13 protein-coding genes and 2 pseudogenes are annotated in these 19,562 nt (G+C 70.9%); 5 read left to right on the forward strand and 10 right to left on the reverse strand.

Features of this window, described 5'->3' with window-relative positions:
* Positions 1–8: 8 nt before the first annotated feature.
* The 8 genes from ACRAS8_RS32065 to ACRAS8_RS32100 all read right to left on the reverse strand — a co-directional run bounded on the left by ACRAS8_RS32065 (position 9) and on the right by ACRAS8_RS32100 (position 13,179).
* Entirely contained in the window at positions 9–1,976 is a 1,968-nt protein-coding gene (locus ACRAS8_RS32065; RefSeq protein ID WP_438489482.1) for an alginate lyase family protein, read from the reverse strand.
* On the reverse strand, positions 1,973–4,177 hold the full coding sequence (locus ACRAS8_RS32070) for a bi-domain-containing oxidoreductase (protein ID WP_438489483.1): 2,205 nt from the start codon (positions 4,175–4,177) through the stop codon (positions 1,973–1,975). The genes ACRAS8_RS32065 and ACRAS8_RS32070 overlap by 4 nt, the downstream gene beginning before the upstream one ends.
* A 27-nt stretch (positions 4,178–4,204) precedes the next feature.
* Positions 4,205–6,118: an asparagine synthase (glutamine-hydrolyzing) gene (asnB, locus tag ACRAS8_RS32075; protein ID WP_438489484.1), complete on the reverse strand. Its 1,914-nt coding sequence runs from the start codon at positions 6,116–6,118 to the stop codon at positions 4,205–4,207.
* Positions 6,119–6,120: 2 nt separating this feature from the next.
* The gene (locus ACRAS8_RS32080; protein ID WP_438489485.1) at positions 6,121–7,674 is read right to left on the reverse strand and encodes a Wzz/FepE/Etk N-terminal domain-containing protein; all 1,554 of its coding nucleotides are present in this window, start codon (positions 7,672–7,674) and stop codon (positions 6,121–6,123) included.
* Positions 7,671–9,032: a Wzz/FepE/Etk N-terminal domain-containing protein gene (locus tag ACRAS8_RS32085; RefSeq protein ID WP_438489486.1), complete on the reverse strand. Its 1,362-nt coding sequence runs from the start codon at positions 9,030–9,032 to the stop codon at positions 7,671–7,673. The genes ACRAS8_RS32080 and ACRAS8_RS32085 overlap by 4 nt, the downstream gene beginning before the upstream one ends.
* The gene (locus ACRAS8_RS32090) at positions 9,029–10,294 is read right to left on the reverse strand and encodes a glycosyltransferase family 4 protein (RefSeq protein ID WP_438489487.1); all 1,266 of its coding nucleotides are present in this window, start codon (positions 10,292–10,294) and stop codon (positions 9,029–9,031) included. The genes ACRAS8_RS32085 and ACRAS8_RS32090 overlap by 4 nt, the downstream gene beginning before the upstream one ends.
* Positions 10,284–11,609 (reverse strand): nucleotide sugar dehydrogenase, encoded by a 1,326-nt coding sequence (locus ACRAS8_RS32095; RefSeq protein WP_438489488.1) that lies wholly within the window; start codon positions 11,607–11,609, stop codon positions 10,284–10,286. Before ACRAS8_RS32095 ends, ACRAS8_RS32090 begins: the two co-directional genes overlap by 11 nt.
* A gap of 91 nt (positions 11,610–11,700) precedes the next feature.
* On the reverse strand, positions 11,701–13,179 hold the full coding sequence (locus tag ACRAS8_RS32100; RefSeq protein WP_438490664.1) for a sugar transferase: 1,479 nt from the start codon (positions 13,177–13,179) through the stop codon (positions 11,701–11,703).
* Between the two features lie 651 nt (positions 13,180–13,830).
* Between ACRAS8_RS32100 and ACRAS8_RS32105 the strand changes: the two are divergent.
* Positions 13,831–14,889: pseudogene (locus tag ACRAS8_RS32105) on the forward strand (endo-beta-N-acetylglucosaminidase); the annotation flags it as partial.
* A gap of 160 nt (positions 14,890–15,049) precedes the next feature.
* Here the strand turns inward: ACRAS8_RS32105 and ACRAS8_RS32110 are convergent.
* On the reverse strand, positions 15,050–15,703 hold the full coding sequence (locus ACRAS8_RS32110; RefSeq protein WP_438489489.1) for a TetR/AcrR family transcriptional regulator: 654 nt from the start codon (positions 15,701–15,703) through the stop codon (positions 15,050–15,052).
* A 141-nt stretch (positions 15,704–15,844) separates the two neighbouring features.
* On the opposite strand from ACRAS8_RS32110, the gene ACRAS8_RS32115 reads away from it, so the two are divergent.
* The 4 genes and pseudogenes from ACRAS8_RS32115 to ACRAS8_RS32130 form a co-directional block, all read left to right on the forward strand.
* Positions 15,845–16,822 carry an alpha/beta hydrolase gene (locus ACRAS8_RS32115; RefSeq protein ID WP_438489490.1) on the forward strand — a complete coding sequence of 326 codons (978 nt, stop codon included), beginning with the start codon at positions 15,845–15,847 and terminating at the stop codon, positions 16,820–16,822.
* A 24-nt stretch (positions 16,823–16,846) separates the two neighbouring features.
* A complete protein-coding gene (locus ACRAS8_RS32120) occupies positions 16,847–17,827 on the forward strand; it encodes an aldo/keto reductase (RefSeq protein ID WP_438490665.1) in 981 nt (326 codons plus the stop codon).
* 113 nt (positions 17,828–17,940) lie between these two features.
* Positions 17,941–18,705, forward strand: coding sequence for an NAD(P)-binding domain-containing protein (locus ACRAS8_RS32125; RefSeq protein ID WP_438489491.1), 765 nt, complete (start codon positions 17,941–17,943; stop codon positions 18,703–18,705).
* A gap of 114 nt (positions 18,706–18,819) precedes the next feature.
* Positions 18,820–19,025, forward strand: a pseudogene (locus ACRAS8_RS32130) (flavin reductase family protein); the annotation flags it as partial.
* Positions 19,026–19,179: 154 nt separating this feature from the next.
* Here ACRAS8_RS32130 and ACRAS8_RS32135 read toward each other — a convergent pair.
* Entirely contained in the window at positions 19,180–19,482 is a 303-nt protein-coding gene (locus ACRAS8_RS32135; protein WP_438489492.1) for a DUF2277 domain-containing protein, read from the reverse strand.
* Between the last annotated feature and the right edge of the window lie 80 nt (positions 19,483–19,562).

The following is a 19,562-nucleotide window of genomic DNA, read 5'->3' on the forward strand; positions in this document are numbered from 1 at the left end:
GCGCCCCCCTAGCCCCGGAACCTGAGCACGGTGGTGAACCCCTCCGTGCCATCGGCGCTGTGCTGTCCGAGGAGGGCGGTGCCGACCAGCGTTGTCGAGGGTTCCTTGCGCCCGAAGCCGGGGGAGTACCAGCCCAGTGGCGGGTCGGTCTCGCCGCGATGCGCCCGCCAGGACAGCTGCCCGGGCAGGTCGAGCACCGCGGAGCGGTCCTCGCCGTCCCGGGTCCAGGTGAGCACCGCCCGGTTGCCCGTCAGGTCCGCGGCGATCGCCGGACCGAGGTGGAACGCCAGCTGTACGGCCCGGCGCGGGCCGCGCACCTCGTCGACGACCCGCAACTCCGAGCTCGCGGCCGCCAGTTCCACCCGGCGGCGGTGCACGGAAGGCTGATAGCCGTCGTGCTCGGCACACCAGCGGGCCGTCCCCCCGTCGGAGGCACCGGACGTCTCCGCGACCAGGACGCGGCTGCGGGCATGCCGGGTCCACAGGAACGGGCCGCCGGAGGCGGACTGGTCACCGCCGTTCAGCCGCAGGGTGTTGTGGCCGAGGGTCGACCGGAAGTACTGCCGCCACTCGGGCTGCCCGTGGTAGCAGAACGTCCCCGGGTCGGCGAGCACGTCGACCCCGTCGTGCCGGACCTCCACGGACAGCGCGTCCGCGTGGGCATGCGCGGCGATGGCCAGGAAGCCGTGCGGACCACCGTCGCAGCGGCACCAGATCTTCCCCGGACCGCGCAGGATGGTGAGCCCCGCGTCGGCGAAGTGCGCCGGTCGACTCGCGGGGCGGGGCACGGCCTTCGCGTACGGCCGGATGAGCGCGGCCAGCAGCGGGGTGCGCACATCGGTGCCGGTCACCGTGGGCCACCAGGCGAGCCGCCCGAACACGGCGTCCCCGGTGGCCAGCAGCGAGGCCCAGCGGTCGGTGCCCGCACCGTCCACGACCAGACCGTGTCCGTCGTCCGCGTCCCCCTGGCGCGGTGGCCGTAGCCGGTCGTCCACGACGGCCGCGAGCGCGTCGGTCATCCGCAGCAGCACCAGCCGGATCGTCGCCGGGACCGGCACCCCCGCGGCATCCGCCTCGGCCACCGCGGCCAGGCCCAACTCCAGGACGAGTCCGTGGTACTCGGTGGCCAGCTCGCGGTTGAGGCCGGAGCCGAAGGTGTTGCCGCGCAGCTGCCGCTCCAGCGACCGCAGCGCGCCGGCTCGCCAGCGCGCCGAGGAGGGGAACCACCCGAACGCACAGGCCGCGGCGAACTGCCCGGCGGCCTCGGCGATGACGTGGTTATTCGCCGACGACCCCCGGCTGGGGAAGGCCGCCAGCCAGCGCTGGTGGTGCCAGATCTGGTTCCGCGCCACCGGGTTGCCCTCGAACAGCCCGGCCGCGCCCGGCCAGCCGTCGAGCAGCCGGCGGATCCACACCCAGGACAGCAGCCGGATGCCCAGCTCGATACCGCTGATCCAGTGCACGCCGCGCAGCGGTGGGTTGGCCGCCCACCACGACCGCAGGTGCTCGGCCACGCGCTCGGCGTACCGCTCGTTCCCGGTGAGCGCGTAGGCGGCGGCGAGCTGGGTGAGGTACTGATGCCGGGACGGCTCCCAGATCTGCTTGATGTCCCCGACCGCGTCCTCGTTCCGGTACGGCACGTCGAAGGCGTAGCCCCCCGGAGCCCGGCGTCCGGTCTTCGGGTCGCGCCACCAGTCCGGGTCGGCCAGGTCGTCGCGGACCACCCCGAAATACTCGGCGTGCCCGTCCATCAGCCGGTCCGCCTCGGCGAGGAGACGTTTCGCGGCGTCCGGAGGCAGCGCGGCGATCGTCCCGGCGGGCAGGACCGCTGTGAACCGGGCGCCGGCCACACTCGGGCAGTGCGGCCGCGCCGACCGCCATCGCCGCCTGCGTACGGTGTCGCCCACCCGGCCGGCGATCTCCTGCGGTCCCATCCGGGAGAGGCGTCGCAGGTACCAGCCCGCGCTCATGGTCATCGCGCGCTCGCCAACGTCACCGGGGCACCGCCGGCCAGGCCCGCCTGCACGGCGAGGGTCGCCGCAGTCGTGGCGACCAGCGACTCCAGCGGCACAGGCATCGGCCCGCCGGTCCGCACGGCCTTGATGAACGCGGCCAGTTCGGCGTTCTGGCCCTTGTCCCGGGCCTTGGGCAACCGCGAACTGACCCACTTCTTACGGCCGGCTGTGCTCTTTTCGAAATACACCGAAGCCCGGACGAAGTCGTCGAGCCGCAGTGCCTTCCCGTCCGCGACGAGGTCGAGGGTCTCCTTGGGGAGGCCGGCGGGGCCCGTGGTGACGTAACTGATGGTGGCGGTGGACCCGTCCGGGTAGCGCAGTACGACCTGCAGGTCCTCGTTGCCGGACGAGCCGGTGGCGTACACCGACACGGGGTCGGCGTCCAGCAGCCAGCTCGCCGTGTCGATGAAGTGCCCGCCCTCGCCGGCGAACCGCGAGCCCTCGGTGCCCTGTTGGAGATACCAGCTGCCGTGCTGCAGCCGTCCCGCGTTGACCAGGTAGCGGAGGCTCGCCGGGCCGGTCCGGGCGCCGAACCGCTTCCTGGCCTCGTTCAGCAGCGGCGCGAACCGGCGGTTGAAGCCCACCTGCAGCCGGTCGTTGCCGGACTCCTCCACCGCCGCGAGCACACCCGCCAGCTCGTCCTCGGTGAGGGCCAGCGGCTTCTCCACGAAGACCGTCTTGCCGGCGATGAGCGCCCGTCGGGTCAGTTCGGCGTGCGAGCTGTGCCGGGTGACCACGAACACCGCGTCGATGGACGTGTCGCCGAGCACGGCGTCGAGATCGGTGGTCGCCTCGGCGAAGCCGAACTTCCGCTGTGCGTTGGCCGCGGACAGCGCCGTCGTGGTGACGACCGTCGACAACTCGACGCCGTCGCGTTGTGCCAGGTGCGGCAGCAACATCGACGTCGCGTAGTTCCCCGCGCCGACGAACGCCAGGCGCACCGGCGTGCTGGCGGCCCGGGCCGGACTCGGCTTCCTGCTTTTGGTGGACACAGCCACCGTGGGCACGGCCACCGCCGGAGCTGCTGCCTCCACCCCTTGTTCGGGATACCGGAACAGCACGGCCACGGCCTTCAACTCGCCGTCCTTCAGGCGCCGGTACGTCTCGACGGCGTCCTCGAAGTCGGCGATGTGGGAGACCAGGGGCTCCACGTCGACGCTGCCGCGGGTGAGGAGATCGAGGAAGCAGGCCAGGTTGCGGCGCTCGGTCCAGCGCACATAGCCGATCGGGTAGTCGCGCCCCTCGATCTCGTACTCCGGGTCGTAGCGCCCGGGGCCGTACGAGCGCGAGAACCGGACGTCGAGCTCCTTCTCGTAGTACGCGTTCCAGGGCAGGTCCAGGCGGCACTTGCCGATGTCGACGACCCGGCCGCGGTCCCGGCTCAGCCGGGCGGCCAGTTCGACGGGCTGGTTGCTGCCGCCGCCGGCGGCCAGATACACCTGGTCCACGCCGTGACCGCCGGTGATCTCGGCGACGGCGGCCTCCACGGCCGCGGACGCGGGGTCGCCGCAGGCCGCGGCGCCCAGCCGCTCGGCCAGCTCGCAGCGCACCGGGTCGGGATCGACCCCGACGACGCGGACTCCCGAGGCGGCCAGCAGCTGCACCACCAGCTGCCCGATCAGCCCGAGGCCGATGACCAGCGCCACGTCGCCGAGGTGCGGCTCGCCGCGGCGGACGCCCTGCAGCGCGATCGACCCGACGGTGCCGAAGGCCGCGTGCCGCGGCGCGAGGCCGTCCGGCACCGGGGCGTAGAGGTTCTTCGGCACCCAGTTCAGCTCGGCGTGCAACGCGTGCTCGTTGCCGGCGCAGGCCACCAGGTCGCCGACCTTCACGTCATCGATCCCGGCGCCGACCTGCTCGACCACCCCGCACAGCGAGTAGCCCAGCGGCGTGTAGGAGTCCAGCTTTCCCATCACCTTGCGGTAGGTGGCGGGCAGCCCGTTGGTGGCCACGCTCTGCATGACCTTGGCGACCTGGTCAGGACGCGAGCGGGCCTTGCCCAGCATCGACATACCGGCCTCGGACACCTTCATCAGCTCGGTGCCGGTGGAGATCAGCGAGTAGGCGCTGCGGACCAGCACACCCCCCGGCTTGCACCCCGGCACCGGCACGTCGAGCACCGCCAGCTCGCCGCTCTTGTAGTTCTGCACAACCTGTTTCACCCGAACTCCTCTGAATTCCTCAGCCGTTCACCGAGCGCTCTGACCGGACCCAGAGGTCGCGTCGCGATACCAGTACTCAAGGGTCAGTACGTGCCACAGATGCTTGGAGTAGTCCCGCTGCCCGGCTGCGTCCTCGGCCACCAGCCGCGCCAGTGCGTCGCGGCGCAGGAAACCGGAACGTACGAGCTCGCCGTCGTTGACCACCTCGCGCACCAGCGGAGCCAGATCCCGGCTCATCCAGGCCCGCAGCGGGGCGCTGAACAGGCCCTTGGGCCGGTACACGATCTCCCGGGGCAGCACCGAGGCGGCCGCCTCCTTGAGGACGGCCTTGCCCTGCCGTCCGACGATCTTGCGATCACCGGGCACGGCGAACGCCGCCCGCACCACCTCGACGTCCACATACGGCACCCGCACCTCGGTCGACGCGGCCATGCTCGACCGGTCCGTGTACGTGAGGTTCAGGCCCGGCAGGAACATCCGGGCGTCGCCCAGGCACATGCGGTTGACGAAGTCGTCGAGGTCGTTGTCCTGGTAGACGTCCGCGTGCTCGGTCAGCACGTCCTCGACCGTCCCGGCCAGGTCCGGATCGACCAGGGCGAGCAGCTCGTCCCGGTCGTACATGGTGTAGCTGCGCCGGAACGCGGTCTCCTCCGGCAGCTCGGCGAAGGAGAGGAACCGCTTCGCGAAGCGCACCGACCGGTACCCCCGGCGGGCCGTGGCGACCGGCAGCCGGTCCACGGCCGCGGACACCCCGCGCCGCAGGGGCCGCGGGACCCGCTGATAGCGCAGCGCGAGCAGGTTGGCCAGGTGCTTGCGGTAACCGGCGAACAGCTCGTCGGCACCCATCCCCGAAAGCATCACCTTGATCCCGGCCTCCCGGGCGGCCGTACAGATCAGGAACGTGTTGATCGCGGCGGGGTCGCCGATCGGCTCGTCCAGGTGGTACGTCATCCGCGGCAGCAGATCGAGCACGTTCGGAGCGATCTCGATCTCGTGCAGGTCGACGCCGAACCGCTCGGCCACCTGCCGGGCATAGCGCAGGTCGTCCGGCATCGCCTCGAACCTGGCGTCCTCGGCGCGGAACCCGATCGTGTAAGCGGAGATCCCGGGCCGGTCGCGGGCCGCCAGCGCGGTCAGGTAACTGGAGTCGAGGCCGCCGGAGAGGAAGGTCGCCACGGGTACGTCGGAGAGCAGATGGCGTCGGGTCGACTCCTCGACGACGGCGGCCAGGTCCGGCGGTGCGCTGCCCCGGGCCTCGTGGGCGACGTCCTTGAGGTTCCAGTAGCGGCCGCGCCGCACCTCGCCGTCGGGCCTGATCCGCAACCAGCTTCCCGGCGGCAGCTTCTCGGCCTCGCGGTAGGCGCACCGGGAGTCCGGCACCCAGTAGTAGAGCAGCGAGGCCACCAGCGCCGCGTCGTCCACCTCCAGCTTGCCGCCGGTCGCGGTGGCGAGCGCCTTGAGCTCGGACGCGAACACCAGCCCCGTGCCGCGCCGCAGCAGGAACAGCGGCTTGATGCCCAACTGGTCCCGTGCGAGCACCAGTTCACCGGTCCGCTCGTCGAAGATCCCGAACGCGAACATGCCGCGCAGCCGGGGCAGGCAGTCGGTGCCCCAGCGCCGCCAGGACTCCAGCACCACCTCGGTGTCGGAGGTACCGCGGAAGCGCACCCCGGCGGCCGCCAACTCGGCCCGCAGATCCGGCGCGTTGTACAGCTCGCCGTTGTAGGTCAGGGCGAGGCCGTCCGAGACCATCGGCTGGGCGCCGGTCCCGGACAGGTCGATGATGGCCAACCGGCGGTGCCCGAGGTGCACTTCGCCGTCACCGGCGGGATGGCTGTACCGGCCCGCCCCGTCCGGACCGCGGTGGGCGAGGGTATCGGTGAGCCGGTCGGTCACGACCTTCCCGTCCGGCCATCGGTACGTGCCTGCGATGCCACACATTCCTACCGTGCCTCCTGGTCGCTGTCCGGGACTTGCGCGGCCCACATCGGCCGCCGCTCCGTCCGCAGCCGGCCCTCCCCCACTGCCTGAACGGCGTGGGAGGTACCCCCTCCGCTCTGCCGGGCCGGCCGCTCGCTGTGGCCCCGCAGTGCGATGTGTAGCCCGTCCCACAGCGTGCCGTCGGTCCGGTCCCGCGGATCGGGGTCGATCAGCACCACACCGACCACCGGAATGTGCTGGTCCGCGAGCTGCCGCGCCACGGTGTGCAGCCATGCGGCGCTGCCGTGCCCGGCACGCACGACGAGCACGGTCCGGGTGCCGAGGTACTGGAGGTCGGTCCACGCCGTGCCGGGCGCGACAGAGCCCACGCCGAGCCGGCGCACCTCGGGTGACACGGCCGCGGCACGCTCGCCGCTGACCACGGCCGGGTCTCCTGGCCGCTCGCGGCGGCCCGCGAGCTGCGGGCCGGGCAGACCGTCGACGATGACCACCGGCCCGTCCGCCGCCAGTGCCCCGGCGAGGTCCAGGGCGAGCAGGCTCGTGCTGCGCGCACAGCCCAGTTCCAGCAGCGACACCGGTTCCGCCGAGCAGCGCACGGTGCGGGCCAGGGACGCGGTGAGCCGTTCGCGTGCCGCCCGGGTCCGTCGGCGCTGCCACCGCCTGCCCGACCGGCGCGGCAGCTCCGCGATGACCGAGGCGCCCAGGTCCGCCGCGATGTCCCGGCGCAGCACGGGGCGGTCCGCCACCACCACGCCGACCGCGGCCACCGCGAGCCCGAGGACGAGCCCGACGACGAGGCCGATCGCGGCGTTGGTGCCGACGGCCTTGGGCAGGGAATGCCGCACCGCGCGCGGGGCGTCGACGATCTGGGTGCCGGAGACGACCCTGGGCGTGCCGGTGCGCGCGTCCGCTGCGCGCTGGTCGAAGTCGGCGATCCGCGAGGTGAGTTCGGCCCGGCGGGCGAAGAGCGCCTCGATGCTCGCCGACGCCTTCGGGCCGCTCGCCGGCGGGCGGTCCCCGATCTCCTTGTTGACCTGGGCGAGTTCGTCCCGCATGCGGTCGCGCTGGTCGAGCAGGGCCTTGGACTCGGCCTGCGCGGCTTCCCGCATCCGCTTCACATGGTCCGCGATGAACGCGTCGGCCAGCGCCTTGGCCCGGGCCGCCGCCTGTGCGTCGCTGTCACCGGTCACATCGATCTGCAGCAGGTTGTTGGTCACGCCGGTACCCCGGTAGTCCGGCATGAAGTCCTCGGGTTTTTCCGGTGACTTGAGGGAGTGCAGGGCCTGGCCGGCGATCCGCGTGGTCCCCAGCAGCTCGACGTCGGTGCGGATCAGTGTTCCGGTGTCGTTCGGCTGGTCCTCCTGATGTGCGACCAGCACCTTGGTCACCGCGCTCGGCCGCGGCTGCAACAGGACCGCCACCGCCGCGCCGACCAGCAGTCCCAGCAGCGCCAGGGAGCACCACAGGCGTCGGCGCCTGCGCACCGCCACCACCAGCGCCGGCAGGTCCAGCAGCGGAGCGGCGGCCGACGACTCCGAAGTCGTGCTCGTCGTCACACCGCACCTCCCCCCGCGTCGCCGCCGACCGCGATCGCCTGCCTGGCGTGCTGCGGAGGTTCGCCGACAGGACGCGCCGGACGGGCCCGGACCGGGCCGGCGACGACGATGCCGACGACCTCCTGCCTGCCGTCCGCACACGCCTCGGCGATGCCGGTGAGCTCCCCCGCGCTCCAGCTGCCCGCGCTGAGCACGACCAGGGCACCGGACTCGGCGCCGCGGTCCGGCACCATCGGCCGGTCCACCGAAACCCCCACCACCCGCAGCACGGGGTCGCTCCCGGCCTCGGCGACGAGCTGCTCGGCGGCCCGCCGGGCGATCTCGTCGCCGTCGGGTACGACCAGCAACAGCCGCCGGGGGAGCGGAAGTTGGTCCCGGAGGCGCGCGCACACCCGCCGGTAGCGGAGCCGCCTGCCGGCCTCGTCGCCGGACATCCGCGGGGCCGGTACGTCCCACCGGGTGTCGACGCCCAGCAGCCGGCGGATCCGGGCCCGCGGGCCACGGCCTTCGGGCCGGTGCGCGGGATGTTCACCGGGCACGTCGACGGTGCCCAGCAGCACCGAGCCCAGCGCCGCGGCGATCTCCGCTTCGGTGCGCGGCCGGCGGTTCACCCGTGCGGCGGCGAGATGGCCGATGACCGCGAGCAGGAGGAACAGTAGCGCCCCGGCGGCGATGAGCTGCGCCCTCGTCGGCGGTGCCTCGCCGGTCGGCCGGGCCGCCGGCCCCATGACGACCAGGCCGGCCTTGTTGGTCGCCGGGTTGGCCTCCAGCTTCTTCACGGCGTCCTGCAGCGCGGCGCGCAGCTTCTCCAGGTCGGTGCGGGCCTGCACGCCCTCCACGGTCTTCCCCGGATCGGCCGCGTTGGCCAGGTCGGTGATGCGGCGGTCGGTCTGCAGCACCTTCTGCCGCAGTGCCTCGGGTCCCGCCGCCGCGTCGGGTGCGCTGCCGTCGCCCGCGATCCGCGCGGCGAAGGTGACGAACTGCCGGGCCACCTGGTCGGAGAGCCGCTGTGCGCGCTCCGGGGTGTCGGCCGTCCCCGAGATCTGGATGATGTTCCCGTCGGTGGCCGTGGCGCTCACCCGATCCCGCAGCTCGCTGCCGCTGACGCCGGTCCAGCCGAGCGTGGCGGCCGCCCGGTCGACCACCGCCGAACTGGCCGCGATCTCCGCCTGGGTCAGCAGCTCGCGCTCCTCCCACTGCCCCGCCAGCAGTACCGAGGTCGACGTCGTGTAACTCGGCGGGAACAGCAGGGAGGCGCCGTAGCCGACGAGCGCGCCCAGTACCGCGACGATGATGAGAAGCCGCCAGCGCCGACGGAAGATCCGCCCGATCGTGACCAGGCGTATGTCCTCGCTCAACGGCCCGGCCTCTTCCCTGTCCGGACCGGGTGGCCCGCCGACACCGGAGTGTGGTCACGGCAGGCGGCGGCGTAGGCGGCGAGCAGCGACGCCTGCGAGTTCCGCCAGGAAAGCCGCCCGCTGATCCGCTCCTGGCCGACCTTGCCCATCCGGGCCCGCCGCTCCGGATCGTCCAGCAACAGCGCGACGAGCCTGGCGAACTCGGCCTCGTCGTTGGCGGGCGCGTAGACGGCGGCGTCACCGGCGGAGACCCTCGCCTCCCGCAGGTCGAACGAGACGATCGGCCGGCCCATCACCATGTACTCCAGGACCTTGTTCATGGTCGACACGTCGTTGAGCGGATTGCGCGGGTCGGGGGAGAGGCACACGTCCGCGGTGGACAGGTACCGCACCAGGTCGGCGTCCGGAACGCGCCCGGTGAACTGCACCTGCTCCGCGAGCCCGAGCCGCCGGGACAGCTCCACCATCGCGTCGAAGGTGTCACCGCCGCCGACGAAGACCGCATGCCAGTCCGTCCGCCCCAGCTCGTCGCGCAGCTTCGCCAGAGCCCGCAAGGCGTAGTCGACGCCGTCCTGCGGCCCCATGACGCCGAGGTAGCACAGCAGATGAGGCTTGCCGCGCTTCAACTCCGGTTCGGGCGGCACCGGTTGGAAGCGTTCGATGTCGGGCGCGCTGCGCACCACGAAAACGTCCGCCGGCCGCCGGCCGCCACGGCGCACCGCGACCTCCCGGTAGCTCTCGTTCGTGGCGAGCACGACATCCGCGGTCCGGTAGGTCAGCCGTTCCAGCGCGCACACGGCGCGGTAGAGCAGGTCCTTGCCGCGGTCGAACCGGGAGAGGTACAGCTCGGGTATCAGGTCGTGCTGGTCGAAGACGAACCGTGCGCCGCGCCGCTTCAGCCACAGGGCCGGCAGGAACAGCAGGTCGGGCGGGTTGCAGGCGTGGACCACGTCGACCGGGCCGACCTTGCGGGCCAGCCGGGCCGTGTGCCACAACGCCGTTCCGTACTCCCGCAGGTAGCCGGCCGGCCCTCCGGTGGCCGCGCGCAACGGGTAGCGGTGGATCCGCACCCCGTCGATCTCCGCCTCCGGCTCCGTGTCCCGCTTGCTGCCCTGCGGACAGATGACATGCACCGTCCAGCCCGCGTCGCGCAGCGTCGTGCACTCCTGCCACACCCGCCGGTCGAACGGCACCGACAGGTTCTCCACCAGGATCAGCGCGCGCCGGCCCGACCCGACACCGCTTGTTGCGTTACCAAGCAAGGCCCACGTACCCCGGTTCGGCCCGGCGCGCCTCGGCGTCGGGAAGGCGGACGAGATCGATCAGCACGGGGCCCTCGCCATGCGGCAGCGCCGACAGCACGGCCGGGTCCCTGGTCCCGACCAGGCACACCTCGGCGTGTTCGAGCACCTCGTCGACGGAGTCCGCGAGCAGCTGCGCGAGGTGCGGCAGCCGGGTCTCGATGTACTCGCGGTTCGCGCCGAGCAGCCGGGACAGGCTCACGTTGGCGTCGTAGATCTTGAGGTCGTAACCCTTGCCGAAGAGTCTCTCCGCCAGCTCGACGAGCGGGCTCTCGCGGAGGTCGTCGGTGCCGGGTTTGAAGGACAGTCCGAACAGGCCCGCCCGGCGCTTGCCGGTGCGCTCGACCAGCTCCACCGCGCGCTGCAGATGGTCGGAGTTGGAGGGCAGCACATGGGCGAGGATGGGCACCGAGACGTCGGCCCGCCGGGCCGCGTGGACCAGGCTGCGTAGGTCCTTGGGCAGGCAGGAGCCACCGAAGGCGAAGCCGGGCCGCAGATAGGCGGGGCTGATGTTCAGCTTGCGGTCGGCCAGGAACACGTCGATCACCTGGTGTGAGTCCACCCCGAGTGCCTGGCACACCGCGCCCAGCTCGTTCGCGAAGCCGATCTTGAGGCCGTGGAACGCGTTGTCCGCGTACTTGATCGCCTCGGCCACCGGGACCGGCACCCGGAACACCTCGCCCGGCAAGCCGTCGTACAGCGCCGCCACCACGTCGCCACTGGCCGGGTCGAGCTCGCCGATGACGGTCTTGGGCGGGTCGAAGAAGTCCCGCACGCTCGTGCCCTCGCGCAGGAACTCCGGGTTGACCGCGACCCCGAAGTCCACCCCGGCCGTGCCGCCGGCGAACTTCTCCAGGATCGGTACCAGCAGGTTCAGGCAGGTGCCCGGCAGCATGGTGCTGCGGAACACGACGGTCTGCCGCCCGCCGCGCCCCTTGCGATCCGCCACCGCGGCGCCGATCTGCTCGGTGACCCGCTCCAAGTAGGTAGTGCACAGGCTGCCGTTGGGCTCCGACGGCGTGCCCACACAGACCAGCGACACCTCGCTTTCCATGATCGCCTCGCGGACGTCGCCGGTGGCGCGCAACGATCCGGCCCGCACGACCTCGGCGATGAGCTCGCCGATCCGCTCCTCGACCACCGGGGCCTTGCCGTCGTTGACCAGGTCGACCTTCACCTGGTTCACGTCCACCCCGATGACCTCGTGACCCAGGCTGGCCAGGCACGCTGCCGACACGCAGCCCACGTAGCCGAGCCCCAGGACGCTTACCTTCATGACTCGTTCCTCCCCCCAGGCAGGCCCTTCCGGCCTGCCTTCCGTGTCCGCCCCGGCTTCCGTGTGCCGACCGGACGACGACCCCCGCACATCAGTAGGCCCCCTGCCCCTGGAGCACCGCACGCAGCGTCTTCCACAAGATCACTGTGTCCAGGGCGAGCGACCAGTCCTCCACGTACCGCAGGTCCAGCCGGACCGCCTCCTCCCACGGCAGGTCGCTGCGTCCGCTTATCTGCCACAGACCGGTGAGTCCGGGCTTGACCAGCAGCCGCCGCCGGATGTCCGGGCCGTACGCGGCGGACTCCTCCGGCAGCGGAGGCCGCGGCCCGACGAGCGACATCGATCCGGTGAGCACGTTGAACAGCTGCGGCAGCTCGTCGATCGAGTACCGGCGCAGCACCGTTCCCACCCGGGTCACCCGCGGATCCCGGCGCAGCTTGAACAGCAGGCCGGCGCCCTCGTTGCGGTCGGCCAGCTCGGCACGTGCCCCGTGGGCGCCGGTGACCATGGTGCGGAACTTGAGAATGGTGAACTCGCGGCCGTCCTTGCCGACCCTGCGCTGGCGGTAGAACGCCCCACCCCGGCTGTCCACCAGCACGAGCAGCCCGACGCACACCATCAGCGGCGCGAACAGCATCAGCAGGACCGCCGCACCCAACCGGTCGACGACCTCTTTGACCGCCCGGCGCCCCCCGGTGAAGGTCGGCATGCTGACCCGCAGCAGCGGTATCCCGAGCACCGCGTCGACGTGCAGCCGCGGGCCGGCCACCTCCATCAGCACGGGGGCCACGACCATCTCGGCATCGCTGCCTTCGAGGTTCCAGGCCAGCCGCTGCAGCCGGTCCGGTGACCAGTGCGGGTCCGGGGTGACCGCGACGACACGGTAGCCGTCGCGGCGGACGTGGCCCGCGACGTCCGTCAGCCGGCCGACGACCGGCACTCCGTCCAACTGGTCACCGTCGAGCCCGAGACCGTCCGGCGTGCACACCGCCTCCACCCGCCAGCCGAGGTGCGGGAACTTGCGGGTCCGGGTGATCAGGTCGCGCACGGTGGCCGGGCTCCCGGCAGCGAGCACCGGTCGCAGACACCGTCCTTCCTTACGCTGTTTGTGCAGCCAGAGGCGCAGCAGATACCGCGCGGTCATGGTGATGAGCGCGATCGCGGGGATCGCGACGAAGATCCAGAGCTTGATGTTGCGCGAGGCGAGGGCGATTCCGCCGAGCGCCAGTACGACGGTTGCCGTGAACAGTGCGCGTCCGAGCCGGCGGAATTCCTCGGCGCCCTGGCCGAGCACGGCCGGGGCCCACGACCGGCTCACCGCAAGCGTCCCCAGCACCAGCAGTTCGGTGAAGAACGCGAGAATTCCCCATTTCTCATGCCAGTTGGCCGCGTCCCGGACCCCGAAGAACTTGCCGATCGCCGCCACAACGAAGGCGGTGGCCACGGAATCGCTGGCGATCACGGTACGGCGGTACCGCTGCTCCCAGTCGGTCGCGGGCTGGCTGATTTCCCCGATTACCGGACGCTCGCGCGACGAGAGAATCGGGCCGGCCACCTCCCCCTGCTGCACAGACCCCCCCAGCTCGCCACTGGGCTCGACGTGTTCGCTCCACACGGTTCCTCCCCCTCGGGAGGCCCCCGCCCCCCGCACTGTTCCGCCCCTCGGGAGGCCCCGCCCCCCGCGCCGCGCTGTTCTTCGTCCGGGAGACCTCCGCCCCCCCCCGCGCATGACATCCCGGCATTGCAGCGTTATTGCAGCGTTACTTGAACACCCCACCCAGGCAGCAGCGGACGCGCAGGCCCTGCCAGGGTCTTGGGGTGTGTGGGAATTCATCGAAACCTCGGGTGCTCCCCACACCCAAGGCCCCCTTTCGGGGTTCAGGAATTGATCATCCCCGCGTCCGGCGCCGGGGACGCCACTGCTGGCCGTCCGCAGCTCCGGACCCATAGATCATCATTTGTCGCCTCGTGTCCGGTGAAGCACGGTCAATCTAGAGCATCGGGGCCCGCCTGGAGAGGGGATGTGTGGAACTTGTGCTCAATCCTTGAAGCTGGATTTACCGAACGATGACCGCCCGCGGGCGCCTTGACGATGCAGACGCACCTTGTGACCTGCGATGACGGAACTTCTGGGGGCTGCCGGCACCGGGACTTGATGGGGCGTCAGATCGGTGTGCGTGCTTTGGGATCAAGCCTGCGGGTGGCGCGTAAGTCGAACTCCATGTCGAAGGTGGGGAGTTGGGGAGGGCTCCCGGTGTCGGCCGCGACAGCGTGCTGCCGGCTTCTGCCGGAAGCAGAGAGGGCCGCCCGGGTCGGCGAAGCGCGTATCGCCACCTGCTCCGTTTTCGCCGACACCTCCAAGAACCCCTCGCAAGGCTTCTACGACCACACGTTCTACGCCTTCAGTCACTGGCAGTGCCTGGACACCCTGGTCTTCTGGGGAGGCTCCGCGGGCGAAGGGCTGATCCTCGCGCCGAGCGCACCCGTGATCGACGCCACGCACCGCAACGGCGTGAAGGTCTACGGAACAGTCTTCTTTCCCCAGGCGGCTACTGCGGGAGGGAAGCGGAAATGGCTGGAGAACTTCGCCAAGAAGTCCGGCTCGACGTATCCGGTGGCGGACAAGCTGATCCAGGTGGCCCGGTACTACGGGTTCGAGGCCTGGTACATCAATCAGGAGACAGACGGCAAAGAATCCGCCGACGAGAAGATCGCGAAAGGCTTCCGGGACGTACTCGCCTACGCGCGCGCCACCAACACCGTCGATTTCATGTGGTACGACAGCATGCTCGCATCGGGCCAGGTCATTTGGCAGAACGAGCTGAACGACAAGAACAAGATGTTCTTCCAGGACGGCACCTTTCGCGTCTCGGATTCCATTTTTCTCAACTACGCATGGAGCCAGAGCAAGCTCACCAGTTCGGCGACGAAGGCCACCGACGAACTGAAGCGCAGCCGTTACGACGTCTACGCGGGTATCGAGATGTCGTGGGAGGCACCTGCCAACCCGGAGTATGTCTGTCCGGAGGGAAAGCAGCATCTGACCTCGGTCGCGCTTTTCGTTCCCGAGGACAAATCCATGCCGGCGAAGGACGAAAAGGGAAAGTACCAGCCAATGGACCTGGCCGACTTCTACAAGAAGGAGGCGGACATCTGGGTCGGTTCCAACGGCGATCCCTCGTCAACGCCCACTCTGCTCTGGCGGGGCATCGCCCGCTATGTGCCGGAGTCCACTCCCGTGCGCCGGCTCCCCTTCGTGACCCACTTCAACACGGGGCACGGCACCAGGTACTTCCGGCGCGGGAAGGAGGTCCGCACCGGCGGGTGGAACAACCTCTCCCTCCAGGACGTGCTTCCCACCTACCGGTGGGTCGTCCAGCCGTCGCATACCGGCATCCACAGGGAGTTGCGGCTCGCAGGAGGCCGAGAGGCAGGGCACGTCAGGGAATTGCGGCCTCGATCCGGGCGAGGTGGGCGGCGAGGATCTCGTCGAATGCGGCAGGGCGGTCGGCCCCGAGAGGGCGGATCTCGCGGGCGAAGTGAGCCAGGGCGGGGAAGCGTTCGGGGTCGGCGCCGAGGACCGCGACACGGAAGTGCTCCAAGCCCTGTTCGTACTCGCCGGGGGTGAGGGTGCCGATGCCGGCCTCGGAGGCGATCAGCGCGGCGAGGAGGATCACGATCCGGTGGTAGCGGCGCGGAATCTCCTCATCGGGCAGGCCCGAGGCCCGCAACGCCTGTAGCAGCTCCTCCATGACCAGCCGGGAACCGGTGCCGCCGGACGCGTAGCGCCCCCAGATCGCGGCGAGTTGGGGATGCTGGCCGAACGCCTCTCGCAGGCGCAGGGCGGTGGCGGTGATGCGCTGCTGCCAGTCGCCCTCCGGGCGGTAGCCGTCCATCGCGGCCGCGAGGATTCGGTCGGCGACCGCGCGCAACAGCTCGGTCTTGTTGCGGAAGTGCCGGTAGAGGCTGGAGGAGTCGGTCCCGAGCGCCGCGGCGAGCTTGCGTACGCTGAACGACTCGGCGTCGCTCGTGCGCAGCAGCTCCGCCGCCGTATCCAGGATCTCCTCGGTCGACCAACGCCTTCGGCCTGCCATCTCGCCCCTCTCGCTCGCCCCTCTCGTTCGAGCTCAGTCTAGTCTATGCACTTGCTGTTGCACGCGGTGCGTGCATACTAAGGACATGTGCTGACCGAGAGGCCGGCTGAGAGAAGGAAGCGGGGAAGGGGAGAGGGAGAAATGAGCGAGACCACTGCTGTCGAGACCACTCCTGTGAAGCGGCCGCCGGAGCCGGACTTCGCAGCGATAACGACCGAGGAACTGATCGCCTACCGCGATGCGGAGAACCGCTTCCGGGCGTCCCGCGCGGCGCGGGCGCTCATCGGGGAGCCGGACCCCGGGGCGGCGATCGAGTGGCAGGATGTCGCGCTGCCGGGCCGCGACATCCCGGCCCGGGTGTACCGGCCACTGTCAACGGGCGACGGCGAGGCCGCCGCCCGGCCCGACCTGCCACTCGTGCTCCATATCCACGGAGGCGGTTTCGTGGGCTCCGCGGTGCAGTGTGACTGGACCAACAGCCACCTCGCCGCCCACCTTCCCGCGGTAGTCGTCTCGGTCGAGCACCGCCTCGTCGCCGCGGACAGCCCGCTCGCGAACGCCGCCGACGACGGCTGGGACGTGCTCCAGCACATCGTGCGGCACGCCTCGCAGTGGGGCATCGACCCGACGCGCACGGCCGTCTTCGGCGAGAGTTTCGGCGCGCTGGTCAGCGCTCTGACGGCCATCCGGGCCCGGCGGGCCGGCCTGCGGCTCACGGCTCAGGTACTGGTCAACCCCGTAGTCGACGTGACCGAGACGATGTACGACTACGCTTCCATCGCCGAGTACGCATACCGCCCGACCCGTGCCCTGCCGCAACTGCAGCTCATCCAGCGGCTCGCCGTCCCGCCCGGAACCGACGCCCGCGCCGTCTCGCCGCTGTACGCGGACGACTTGAGCGGACTCACCCCCGCCCTGCTCGTGATACCGACCCAAGATGCCCTCGCCGATCACGGCCGCCGCTACGCCGAGCGACTGCGGGCGGCCGGGACGTCCGTGCGGGCCACCGAGTACCCGGGAGCGCGGCACGCGTTCCTCACCTTGCCAGGCGTGGAACCACAGGCCGCGACGGCCCGGGCAGAGGTCCACGAGTTCCTCCGCGCGGCCCTGTCGGCGTGACGGAGGAATGGTGACGGAGGAATGATGCACACCACCACCCCCGGGCCCGCCGGCCCGGCGATCTCCCGGCTCGGCCTCGGCTGCATGAGTATGACCGGTACCTACGGCTCCACCGACCCGCACGAGGCCGCGGCCACCCTGCTGGAAGCCCTCGACTCCGGCGTCACCCTCTACGACACGGGCGACTTCTACGGCGACGGAGCGAACGAGGAACTCCTCGGCCGGACCCTCGCCCCGTACCGCGACCGCATCGTGCTGGCCACCAAGACGGGCGTCCGGCGCACCGCCGAAGGTCTGGTCCCCGCCGGCTCACCCGACGATCTGCGCCGCGCCTGCGAAGCGTCCCTGCGCCGGCTGCGCACCGACCACATCGACGTGTACTACCTCGCCCGCATCGACCCCGCCGTCCCCGTAGAGGAGTCGGTCGGCACGCTGGCCGAACTGGTCGCCCAGGGCAAGGTGGGCCGCATCGGCCTGTCCGAGGTCTCCGCCGCCACCCTCCGACGCGCCCACTCCATCCATCCGATCAGTGCCGCCCAGACCGAGTACTCACTGTGGGAACGCCATGTCGAAAACGACATCCTGCCCACGCTCCGGGACCTCGGCGCCGTCCTGGTCGCCTACAGCCCGCTCGGCCGCGGCCTGCTCACCGGGGCCGTCCACGCCACCACGCGCTACGAGCGCGGCGACTTCCGCGCCACCGCCCCCCGCTACAACGGCGACGACCTCAAAGCCAACCTGGCCATCGTCGACGCCCTCACCCGACTCGCCGCCGCCAAGGGCGCCACCCCCGCCCAAGTCGCCCTCGCCTGGCTCCTCACCCGCGGCAGCGACGTCATCCCCATCCCCGGCAGCTCGCGCCGCCTCCACCTGCGCGACAACCTGGCCGCCCTCGACCTGCACCTGACCGCGGCCGACCTCAGCGCCATCGACGCCGCCGTCCCCACCACCGGAGCCCAGGGAGCCCGCTACGGCGACCACGGCATCCGCCTGATCGACGAATAAGACCCGACTGACACAGCCTCAACGCACAGACTCCACCAACAAGTTCATGATCACCACGCACCATGGAGGGCAACATGGGGGACGGCCCGGAAGACAGGACGGAGAACGGCACAATGAAGCGCATCGGCATCATCGGGGTAGGCGAGATCGGCCGGGCCATCGTGACGGGCCTGCGGCATGGGGGCGGCGCTTCGCCGGAGGTGTTCCTCTCCCCGCGGGGAGCCCGCACGGCCGCAGAACTGTCCGAGCAGTACGAGGGCGTCGAGGTGTGCGCAGACAACCAGGAAGTGGTGGACCGCTCCGAGTTGGTGATCATCGCGGTGCGCCGCCAGGACTGGCACGGTGCCCTGGCCGGAGTGCACGTGGGCGGCGACAGGATCGTGGTCAACGTGATGGCCGGCGTCGGCAACGACGACCTGCGCCGGATGCTCGGCACCACCGCCCCACTGGTCCGTGCCATCCCCCTGCCGACCATCCGCGAACGCCGCTCCGTCACGGTCGTGCACCCGTCGCACCCGGAGGTCGACTCCTTCTTCGCACGGATGGGCGGAGCGCTCCCCGTCGCGGACGAGGCCGCCTTCAACGTCCTCTCCGCGCTGACCGGGACGCTGACCACCCACTACGCGTATCTCGCCACACTCGCCTCGTGGGCCGCCGACCACGGCATCGCCCCCGACGACGCCGACCGCTACGTCCGTGGCCTCTTCCAGGGCGTCGGCCGCTCCCTGAGCGACGAGACCCGCTCCCTGGACCGACTCGCGGCCGACCACGAGACGCCGAACGGGAACAACGAACGCATCCGCACCACCTGGTTCGACCCGGCCAACTCCGAAGCCCTGACGAAAGCCCTCGACAACCTCCTCGCCGACCTCGCATAACCACGCCGGCAGAGGCGGACGCCCATTGGAGAACCGCTAACCGTCAAGTAGGCGGCCCCGACACGTGGTGCGGGGTGGTGACGGCCACCGTTTTCATGCCGGCAACGCGTGCGGTTTCGAGGCATCGCCAGCATGACGCCGCCCGTGGTGCAGTTCAGCGCCGTCGGCCGCAGGACACCCTGCGGAACATCGAGGCCACCGGCGAATTCGTCGTCAATTTCACGCCGGAGTACCTCTTCGAGCAGATCAACGACACGGCCACCGACTTTCCGCATGGCGTGAGCGAGTTCGGGGCGGCGGCGATCGAACCCGAGCCGAGCAGACTCCTGCAGCTGGGAATCGGTCGATGAGCGCAGCCACAGTACGGGAGCTTCCGTGGATATCAGCGGCTGATACCGGACGGCGTCAGGGATGACTGGATTCTGGCGTCGCCGGAGGCGCGGGCGCGGCGGGCGGTGTGACGGTGCGTACCGGTTACTGACGAGGGGCGGCGGGGCCGGCAGCGGACCCGCGGACCTGGAGGCCGTCGAGGAGGTCCTGGGTGGCCGCCGCGATGCTCTCCACGGCTTGGTCGAACACCTCGCGATTGTGGGCGGCCGGAGCGCAGAATCCGGAGAGCTTGCGGACGTACTGCAAGGCCGCGGCCCGGATGTCCTCATCGTGGACCTCGGGCGTGACAGGCGGACGGAGCGTCTTGATACTGCGGGAGAAACCACCGAGCGGGGATGCGGCAGGCCAGAGGGGTGGCCATCGCCTGACCTGCGACGCAGCATGCATGTTCGGGTAGCTCGTTGCATTTTCGTGCAGTACGTCGCAGAGAATTGCATGATCGTTTTCCCATTGGTTTCCCAGTTTCC

Origin of the sequence: Streptomyces sp. S186 (assembly GCF_051603415.1) — a bacterium.
Taxonomy (GTDB): Bacteria; Actinomycetota; Actinomycetes; order Streptomycetales; family Streptomycetaceae; genus Streptomyces.

Excerpts from the sequence above, each read along its gene's own strand:
- ACRAS8_RS32095 (WP_438489488.1), bottom strand. The coding sequence starts at position 11,609 with ATGAAGGTAAGCGTCCTGGGGCTCGGCTACGTGGGCTGCGTGTCGGCA.
- ACRAS8_RS32110 (WP_438489489.1), bottom strand. The coding sequence starts at position 15,703 with ATGGCAGGCCGAAGGCGTTGGTCGACCGAGGAGATCCTGGATACGGCG.
- asnB (WP_438489484.1), bottom strand. The coding sequence starts at position 6,118 with ATGTGTGGCATCGCAGGCACGTACCGATGGCCGGACGGGAAGGTCGTG.
- ACRAS8_RS32135 (WP_438489492.1), bottom strand. The coding sequence starts at position 19,482 with ATGCATGCTGCGTCGCAGGTCAGGCGATGGCCACCCCTCTGGCCTGCC.
- ACRAS8_RS32065 (WP_438489482.1), bottom strand. The coding sequence starts at position 1,976 with ATGACCATGAGCGCGGGCTGGTACCTGCGACGCCTCTCCCGGATGGGA.
- ACRAS8_RS32120 (WP_438490665.1), top strand. The coding sequence starts at position 16,847 with ATGCACACCACCACCCCCGGGCCCGCCGGCCCGGCGATCTCCCGGCTC.
- ACRAS8_RS32115 (WP_438489490.1), top strand. The coding sequence starts at position 15,845 with ATGAGCGAGACCACTGCTGTCGAGACCACTCCTGTGAAGCGGCCGCCG.
- ACRAS8_RS32125 (WP_438489491.1), top strand. The coding sequence starts at position 17,941 with ATGAAGCGCATCGGCATCATCGGGGTAGGCGAGATCGGCCGGGCCATC.